This window comes from Arthrobacter parietis (assembly GCF_039530425.1).
Classification (GTDB): domain Bacteria; phylum Actinomycetota; class Actinomycetes; order Actinomycetales; family Micrococcaceae; genus Arthrobacter_D; species Arthrobacter_D parietis.
Genome location: NZ_BAAAON010000003.1, coordinates 202,943 through 210,984, shown reverse-complemented (window position 1 = coordinate 210,984; position 8,042 = coordinate 202,943). Strand labels below are relative to the sequence as shown.

9 protein-coding genes are annotated in these 8,042 nt (G+C 64.6%); 7 read left to right on the top strand and 2 right to left on the bottom strand.

The genetic code is table 11. From position 1 onward, the window contains the following. Positions 1 to 100: 100 nt before the first annotated feature. From ABFX19_RS13130 to manD, 7 genes are read left to right on the top strand one after another with little or no spacing between them, the layout of a single operon-like run. Positions 101 to 1,024, top strand: coding sequence for a carbohydrate ABC transporter permease (locus ABFX19_RS13130; RefSeq protein ID WP_056549054.1), 924 nt, complete (start codon positions 101 to 103; stop codon positions 1,022 to 1,024). After that, entirely contained in the window at positions 1,021 to 1,920 is a 900-nt protein-coding gene (locus tag ABFX19_RS13125; protein ID WP_346028521.1) for a carbohydrate ABC transporter permease, read from the top strand. The genes ABFX19_RS13130 and ABFX19_RS13125 overlap by 4 nt, the downstream gene beginning before the upstream one ends. Positions 1,921 to 1,923: 3 nt before the next feature. Continuing rightward, complete coding sequence (locus ABFX19_RS13120) at positions 1,924 to 2,448, top strand: gluconokinase (protein WP_277359754.1); 525 nt, start codon at positions 1,924 to 1,926, stop codon at positions 2,446 to 2,448. Then, complete coding sequence (gene dgoD, locus ABFX19_RS13115; RefSeq protein ID WP_277359753.1) at positions 2,438 to 3,583, top strand: galactonate dehydratase; 1,146 nt, start codon at positions 2,438 to 2,440, stop codon at positions 3,581 to 3,583. Before ABFX19_RS13120 ends, dgoD begins: the two co-directional genes overlap by 11 nt. Before the next feature lie 43 nt (positions 3,584 to 3,626). Then, positions 3,627 to 4,256 carry a bifunctional 4-hydroxy-2-oxoglutarate aldolase/2-dehydro-3-deoxy-phosphogluconate aldolase gene (locus tag ABFX19_RS13110; RefSeq protein WP_346028520.1) on the top strand — a complete coding sequence of 210 codons (630 nt, stop codon included), beginning with the start codon at positions 3,627 to 3,629 and terminating at the stop codon, positions 4,254 to 4,256. Continuing rightward, positions 4,256 to 5,224 carry a sugar kinase gene (locus ABFX19_RS13105; RefSeq protein ID WP_346028519.1) on the top strand — a complete coding sequence of 323 codons (969 nt, stop codon included), beginning with the start codon at positions 4,256 to 4,258 and terminating at the stop codon, positions 5,222 to 5,224. The genes ABFX19_RS13110 and ABFX19_RS13105 overlap by 1 nt, the downstream gene beginning before the upstream one ends. A 38-nt stretch (positions 5,225 to 5,262) precedes the next feature. Then, positions 5,263 to 6,492, top strand: coding sequence for a D-mannonate dehydratase ManD (gene manD, locus ABFX19_RS13100; RefSeq protein ID WP_346028518.1), 1,230 nt, complete (start codon positions 5,263 to 5,265; stop codon positions 6,490 to 6,492). A gap of 15 nt (positions 6,493 to 6,507) precedes the next feature. On the opposite strand, the gene ABFX19_RS13095 is transcribed toward manD, so the two are convergent. Beyond that, positions 6,508 to 7,158, bottom strand: coding sequence for an NADPH-dependent F420 reductase (locus ABFX19_RS13095; protein ID WP_346028741.1), 651 nt, complete (start codon positions 7,156 to 7,158; stop codon positions 6,508 to 6,510). Positions 7,159 to 7,225: 67 nt separating this feature from the next. Next, entirely contained in the window at positions 7,226 to 8,005 is a 780-nt protein-coding gene (locus ABFX19_RS13090) for a class F sortase (RefSeq protein WP_346028517.1), read from the bottom strand. Positions 8,006 to 8,042: the final 37 nt, after the last annotated feature.

Here is an 8,042-nt window from a genome sequence, read left to right as displayed (position 1 = left end):
TGCCCGGGTCCAAACCCCGGGCACGACGGCGGCACCACCTGACAGCGCGGCCCGGCCGCCGCTTTGAAGACTTTTCCTTTCATCCCCAAGGACGTGGACAATGACCGTCGCCTCCCTGCCGCAAAAATCCGCGTGGAAGGCCTACTCCGACTGGGCCAACGACCACCGGAAGTGGCTTTTCGCAGCACCGGCCATGGCCTTTGTTGCCATCCTCATCATCTTCCCGCTCGCGTGGACCCTCTACCTCAGCCTTACCGACGCATCGGGTTCGGTGCGCGCCGAATCGGAATTCATCGGTTTCGCCAACTACGCCGAAGTCCTCACTGACACCGAGCGCTTCTGGCCCGCGGTAGCCCGGACCTTCATCTTTACCGGTGCAGCCCTGCTCGTTCAGATGGTCCTCGGCATGTGCATCGCGCTCCTGCTCTGGCGTCCGTTCAAGGGCGAAAAGTGGGTGCGCGTCGCGATTCTTCTGCCGCTGGTAGCCACCCCTGTTGCAGTCGGCATGATGTGGCGGCTGATCTTCGACCCGAACATCGGCTTCGCCAACCAGGCCCTCGCCTGGTTCGGCATTCCAGCCCAACCCTGGCTCTCGGGACAGGACACCGCGCTGGCCACCGTCATTTTCATCGACATCTGGCAGTGGACCCCCATGGTGGTCATCATCCTGCTGGCCGGGCTGACCTCGCTTTCGGAGGAACCTGACGAGGCCGCTCGCATTGACGGTGCCAACGCCTGGCAGCGCTTCAAATTCATCACGGTTCCGCTCATGATGCCCACCATCATTGTGGCCATCCTCCTGCGCAGCATCGACGCCCTGAAGACGTTCGACCTGCTGTACGCCACCAAGGGACGCGGCGGCGGGTCCTTCCACGAGGTCGAGACGCTCAACGTCTACGCCTACGGGCTCAGCTTCGACTACAACGACTACGGGTTGTCTTCCACCGTCCTCATCATCTTCTTCCTCATCATCATTGGTTGCATGTGGGTTCTGACCCGCCGCCGGAAGGACGTCCAGAAATGAGCAGCGTCGTAACCCCCAAGATGCTCCGCCCCGGCGCTGAAACGGCTGCCCGCCCGCCGCAGCAGCCACGCCGGAGGAAGCCATTCAAGAGCCGCGCATATAAGATCTTCCGCGTCGTCGCGCTGATCGTCATCGTGGTGTCCTTCCTCGCCCCGCTGGCATGGATGCTGCTCGCCTCGCTGAAGACCAACGTCGACATCTACGACGCCAGCAAGACGCTCATCTTCGAACCCACCACAGCGAACTACGAGACGGTGCTGGGCAGGAACAACTACCTGTCCTTCGTCTTCAACAGCTTCTGGGTGGCCTTCGCCTCCACCGCGCTGTCCTTGATCATCGGTGTCCCGGCGGCCTACTCGATGAGCCGGTTTGCGATGCGCCGCTCGGCCCTGGTGGTGCTCATGGCCCGCATCATTCCGGGCGTCAGCCTGCTGGTGCCCTGGTACTACGTGTTCTCCAACATGTCGATGGTGGGCGGGTACAGCGTCCTCATCCTCTCCCACATGTTCGTCGCGCTGCCGCTGATCGTCTACATCCTGATGTCCTACTACGACTCCATGCCGCTGGAACTGGAAGAAGCCGCACGTGTGGACGGACTGACCCATATCGGTGCGTTCCTGCGGGTCACCCTTCCGCTCTCGATGGCGGGAATCGCCACGGCGAGCATCCTGGCGTTCATCTTCTCCTGGAACAACTTCATGTTCGCCCTGGTGCTTTCCGGAGCTGACACCAAGACCCTGCCGGTGGCGATCTTCAACTTCGTGGCCTACGCAAGCATCGACTGGGGAGGCCTCATGGCGGCCTCCGTGGTGGTCACCATCCCCATCATGGTCATTGCCCTGTTCACTCAAAAGTACATCGTCTCCGGCCTCACCGCCGGTGCCACCAAGGGCTAGGCCATGGCGCAGCAACCAACCCCGCCGATTGTGGTCATGGGGGTGCAGGGCTCTGGTAAAAGTACGCTCGGGGCCCTCCTCGCAGCGCGGCTCGGCGCGCGCTTTGTCGACGGCGATGACCTCCACCCGGAGCAGAACAAGCAACTTATGGCTGCGGGAACTCCACTGACTGACGAGAACCGGCTGCCCTGGCTCCACGATGTCGGCGAGGAGCTGGCACGCGGCACGGAAGCCGGCGTCGTCGTCGCCTGTTCAGCACTGAAGCGGTCCTACCGCGACCTGCTGCGCGGGCACGCGCCGCACCTGTTCGTCCTGCATCCCTACGGAGCACGGGAACTGGTCGCGGCGCGGCTTACCGCCCGCGAGCACGAGTACATGCCGCCGTCGCTGCTGGACTCGCAGTACAACACCCTCGAACCCCTGTCCGACGGCGAACGCGGGTTGACCGTCGACCTCGCCCTTTCACCGGACGCAATTGTTGACCGCGTCTGCGCCCGCCTTACCGAAAGCACCGTCCATGCGCATTAGCAGAATCGAAACCTTTCTCGTCCCGCCGCGCTGGCTCTTTGTCCGGGTGGAAACCGATGACGGCATCGTGGGGTGGGGCGAGCCGGTGGTGGAGGGCCGCTCCGAGACGGTGCGCACCGCCGTCGAGCAGCTGTCCGAGCTGCTGATCGGGCAGGATCCACTGCGCATCGAGGACCTCTGGCAGGTCATGACCAAGGGCTCGTTCTACCGGGGAGGCGCGATCCTCGCCAGCGCGGTTGCCGGTCTCGACCAGGCGTTGTGGGATATCCACGGGAAGTCGCTCGGCGTTCCGGTGCACCAGCTACTCGGCGGGCATGTCCGTGACCGGATCCGGATGTATGGGTGGATCGGTGGGGATGAGCCCGCGGAAATCGCTGACGCCGTCGAAGCCCAGCTTTCCGTCGGCCTCACCGCGGTGAAGATGAACGCGAGCGGGCGGATGAAAGCGCTTGGCAGCGTGGCCGCGATAAACGAGGTGGTGGAGCGCGTTGCTGCCGCGCGTGAGGTGCTTGGTCCGCACCGCGACGTGGCCGTCGATTTCCATGGCCGGTTCACCCTTGCGGACACCCGCCGGATTGCACCGCTGCTGGAACCGTTGCACCCGTTCTTCCTTGAGGAACCCACTGTGCCGGAGAACTCACACCTGATTGGCGGGCTCACCCGCTCGACCACCATCCCGGTGGCCACCGGAGAACGGCTGTACAACCGGCAGGAGTTCCTCCCGGTGCTGCAGGCAGGCATCGCTGTTGCGCAACCGGACCTTTCCCACGCCGGTGGGATCACAGAGGTGCGGAAAATCGCCTCGCTCGCGGAGGTCTTCGATGTGCAGCTCGCCCCGCACTGTCCGCTTGGGCCGCTCGCGCTCGCGGCCTGTCTGCAGGTCGGCTTCGCGACGCCGAACTTCCTAATCCAGGAACAGAGCATCGGCATTCACTACAACCAGGGCGCCGAAGTGCTGGATTACGTGCTGGACAAGACGCCGCTGAAGTTCGTTGACGGGTACGTTGAGCGGCTGACTGCCCCGGGGCTCGGTATCGAGATTGATGAGTCGGCGGTCCGGATAGCGGACAAGACCGGCCACAACTGGCGCTCGCCGGTGTGGAGGCACGACGACGGCGCGTACGCCGAGTGGTGAGCGCGACTGCGCCGCTGGATTCCACTGAGATAAGGAGAAGACCATGACGAGCCTTCTGGACGGACTGAAGCGGGCGCGCCTCCTGGCGATTATTCGGGGGAGCGAGCGTACCGCTTCGGTGCGCACCGCCGTCGCACTCGTGGAGGAAGGCATCACGTACCTGGAGGTTTCGCTCAACACTCCGGAGGCGATCGAGGTCATCGCGGCGGTCCGTCGCGAAGTGGGCGATCGTGCGGCGGTGGGTGCCGGAACCGTGCTGACGGGGGAGGACGCGGCCCGCGTCGCGGACGCCGGCGGGCAGTTCCTCGTCACGCCTGCTGTCACCGCAGCCGTGGACGCCGGCGTGCTCCTCGGGTTGCCGGTCCTCGCCGGCGCTATGACTCCAACGGAAGCGTTCTCGGCAATGGACCGGGGCGCCACTGCCATCAAGCTGTTCCCCGCCTCCCTCGGCGGTCCGGCGTATCTCTCGGCGCTTCGCGATCCCTTCCCCAATATCCCGTTCATTCCAGTGGGCGGCGTGAGTGCTGAAGCGGCGGCGGAATACCTCGCTCGCGGCGCCGTCGCCGTGGGAGTCGGATCGCCGTTGATCGGCGACGCCGCCGGCGGCGGGGACCTGGGTGCCCTCCGGCAGCGCGCACAGGAATTCCTTCGGCTCTCAGCCGGAGCAGCCTGATGAGCGGGCAATCACTGCCAAAGGCCCAGGTCCTCACCTTCGGTGAGACCATGGGCTCCATCCGTGCCGCCGGCCTGGTGCGGCACGGGGGAGCGATGTCCATGTCTCTCGGCGGAGCGGAATCGAACGTCGCCATCGGTCTGGCGCGCCTGGGCCACAGCGTGCGCTGGGTCGGCAGGCTCGGCAAGGACGAGGTCGGAAAGTTCGCCCTGCGCACCCTGTGCGCAGAGGGAGTGCTGACCGACGCCGTCGTTCATGATGCGCACCGGCCCACCGGACTGATGCTGCTCGAAAAGCGGATTGCCGATGTGTCCCGGGCTGCCTATTACCGCGCAGGTTCGGCCGGCTCTGCGCTCAGTTTTGAAGACCTCGCACCGGCCCTGGACGCAGAGCCGTCGATCCTCCATTTCACGGGCATCACCCCGGCGCTCTCCGCGAGTGCGTCAAAGGCAGCCGTGCAGGCTGCGGAAACCGCACGGGAACGGGGAATCACCGTCAGTTTTGACGTGAATTATCGTGCCAAGCTGTGGGACCGGGAGGATGCAGCGGAGGCTCTAAGCGTGCTGGCCGGGCTCGCGGACATCGTCATCGCTTCCGAGGACGAGATCGATCTCCTGGGTAGCTCCTCCGCCCATGCGCCTGAGGCCGAGCTGGTGGACGGGTTGCACGCTCGCGGCGTTCGGGACATCATCATCAAGCGCGGAGCTGAGGGAGCCACGGCCTACACAGCGGACGGAGCCTGCCACTGCGATGCGATCAAGGTTCCGGTAGTCGACACCGTCGGTGCGGGCGATGCGTTCACGGCCGGCTACCTCTCCGCAGTGCTCGACTGGGAAACCCTGGAAGAGCGACTGCACCGCGGTGTCACCCTCGGTGCCTTCGCCGTCGCTGCAACCGGCGACTGGGAAAACCTCCCGGCACGGAACGAACTTTCCCTGATCAGTTCCGCCGGGACCACCATCCGTTAGTTACTCCACCATCCGCTCCACAGCAGAAGGAATTATCCGTGAAGATCCGTAGCGCAGAAGTGATCGTCTCCAGCCCCGACCGCAATTTCGTCACGCTGAAGATCACCACCGAGGAGGGAATCACCGGCCTCGGCGACGCTACGCTCAATGGTCGCGAACTGGCCGTTTCGGCGTACCTCGAGCACCACGTGGTCCCGCTGCTGATCGGACGGGATGCGCACCGGATTGAGGACACCTGGCAGTTCCTCTACCGCGGTGCCTACTGGCGGCGGGGACCGGTGACCATGGCCGCTATTGCCGCCGTCGACGTCGCGCTCTGGGATATCAAGGCAAAAGCGGCCGGTATGCCGCTCTACCAGTTGCTGGGCGGTGCAAGCCGCACAGCCGTGCGCGCCTATGGCCACGCAAGCGGCCGCGACATCCCCGAGATTCTGGACTCCGTCCGCGAACACCTGGAACTGGGCTACAAATCCATCCGCATCCAGACCGCGGTGCCGGGCATCAACGCGGTCTACGGTGTGGCCGCCCAGCCCACAGCCGGCGGCGTCCGCTACGACTACGAGCCCGCGCAGAGGGCGGCGCTGCCCGCGGAGGAGGACTGGGATTCGAGGGCCTACCTGCGCCACATCCCCACCGTTTTCGAGGCCGTCCGCAGCGAGTTCGGCCCCGAATTGCCGCTGCTCCACGACGGGCACCACCGGATGACGCCGATCCAGGCGGCCCGCCTCGGAAAGTCACTGGAACCGTATGACCTGTTCTGGCTCGAGGACTGCACCCCTGCCGAGAACCAGGACGCACTGCGTCTGGTGCGCCAGCACACCACCACGCCGCTGGCCATCGGTGAGGTGTTCAATACTGTGTGGGATTACCAGACGCTGATCCGCGAACAGCTGATCGACTACGTGCGTTCCGCAGTGACGCATACCGGCGGCATCAGCGCCATGAAGAAGATCCTCGACTACGCGGCGCAGTACCAGATCAAGTCCGGCATCCATGGGCCCACCGATATCTCACCGGTGGGCATGGCGGCCGCGCTGCACCTCGACCTTGCCATTCACAACTTCGGTATTCAGGAGTACATGCGGCATGGGGACCTCACCAACGAGGTATTCGAGCAGTCCTTCACCTTCGTGGACGGCTACCTGCACCCGGGGGATAAGCCGGGCCTCGGCGTCGAACTGAACCTCGAGGCCGCGGCTGCCCACCCCTACGAACCCGCGTACCTGCCGTTCAACCGGTTGAAGGACGGCACAATTCACGACTGGTGATGCCGGTGCCCGGCGTCAGTCCATCTCCGCGTAGCGCTTCGCCTGGGGGAGTCCTTCGCGTACCTGGTCGGCGTTGAATTCCGGCCCGTACACCGGTGTATCCCGCTGGAACCGCCATCCTTCAGCGAGGGGACCGGCGTCGACCACATCGAACCCGAACTGGTCGATCAGCGACGCAACTGTCTGCTTGGCGTCGTCGTCATCTCCAGCAATAGGAAGCGCTCGGCGGCCCGGCGTGCCGGGCGCGGTCGCCTTGCTGGTCAGGTGATCGGCATAAATGTTGTTGAACGCCTTGACGATGTGCGCGTCCGGTAGGCGATCGGCAAGGAGTTCGCTGGTGGTGGTCGATTCGTCGTCGAGCTCTGGGATGTTGCCGTCGCGCTCGGGGTAGTAGTTGTTGGTGTCGATCACCGTTTTGCCCCTGAGCGGAGCCGCCGGCACCGCATCGATCGCCTTGAGAGGAACGCTCACGACGACGACGTCCCCCGCTTCCGCTGCCTCCTCCGGCGTTGCCGCCCGGGCGCGGTCGCCCAGCTCGTCGATGAGGTCGATCAGCGTCTCCGGCCCCCGCGAGTTGCTCATCACAACGCCGTATCCGTTTTGGATGGCAAGACGGGCAAGTTGTGAGCCGATGTTGCCGCTGCCGATGAAGCCGATGGTTGTCAGGTTATTTTCCATGGCGAGTACAACCGATCTGCGAGGAGAGTATTCCCTTAGCGGTCTTCCATGGACTTCAGGAGGAACCCTGGGGAATGAGTTTCGCGTACACGACGTAGTTGTCATTGAACGTGCCGGTAGCGGGATCGTAGCCGTCACACGTGATGAGGCGGAGCTCAGGACCTTCGGTATTTCCGTAGACAGCCTGCGTTGGGAAAGCGTCCTTCGAATACTGCTCACCGCGTTCGACGGCGAATGTCGCCACGGTGCCGTCCTCGCGTGCAATCTCAATGGTGTCGCCCGGATTCAGCTGCTTGATCCAGGCGAAGACTCCGGGCCCGCCATCGCTGGCGTTCACGTGCCCGAGAAAGATTGACGGCCCGGTTTCGCCCGGTGTGGGAGAGTTCCGGTACCACGATGCGGGCGCCCCAGGATGGCCCGGAGGCACCTCGAGAGACCCGTTCCGTTGAAGCCCCAGGTACAGCAGGCCTGACTTAACTCCGTGCGTGGGCATCGAGAGTGACACCGGCAACGAACGGCCGAATACCTGTGGAGTTGCATCAACGGGCGCTGGTGCAGGCGCGGGTGCTGCGGGTGATGCATTCTCCGCGGGCACACCCGATGCGGCGGGACTCGCCGGCGCCGGTTCAGTGAGCGCCTCCGAATTTGTGGGAGGAGGCCCGGGCGCGGTTGTCGGGCCTTCCGCCGGAAGGGACGACGGCGCCGCTACCGTGAAAGTTGGCTGGGCCCCGACGGCGTCGGACGGGTTCGGTGAAGCACAACCCGTGAGGAGCAGCAGTGGGACCGTTGCAGCAGCCAGGAGGCTCCCGCAACGGTCCCGGAATCGGCTAGTCATCTGTAGGAAAGTATCCGATCACTCGACGCTTTCGACG

Coding starts and splice junctions, on each gene's coding strand:
- ABFX19_RS13110 (WP_346028520.1), top strand. CDS start 3,627: ATGACGAGCCTTCTGGACGGACTGAAGCGGGCGCGCCTCCTGGCGATT.
- dgoD (WP_277359753.1), top strand. CDS start 2,438: ATGCGCATTAGCAGAATCGAAACCTTTCTCGTCCCGCCGCGCTGGCTC.
- ABFX19_RS13130 (WP_056549054.1), top strand. CDS start 101: ATGACCGTCGCCTCCCTGCCGCAAAAATCCGCGTGGAAGGCCTACTCC.
- ABFX19_RS13125 (WP_346028521.1), top strand. CDS start 1,021: ATGAGCAGCGTCGTAACCCCCAAGATGCTCCGCCCCGGCGCTGAAACG.
- ABFX19_RS13120 (WP_277359754.1), top strand. CDS start 1,924: ATGGCGCAGCAACCAACCCCGCCGATTGTGGTCATGGGGGTGCAGGGC.
- ABFX19_RS13090 (WP_346028517.1), bottom strand. CDS start 8,005: ATGACTAGCCGATTCCGGGACCGTTGCGGGAGCCTCCTGGCTGCTGCA.
- ABFX19_RS13105 (WP_346028519.1), top strand. CDS start 4,256: ATGAGCGGGCAATCACTGCCAAAGGCCCAGGTCCTCACCTTCGGTGAG.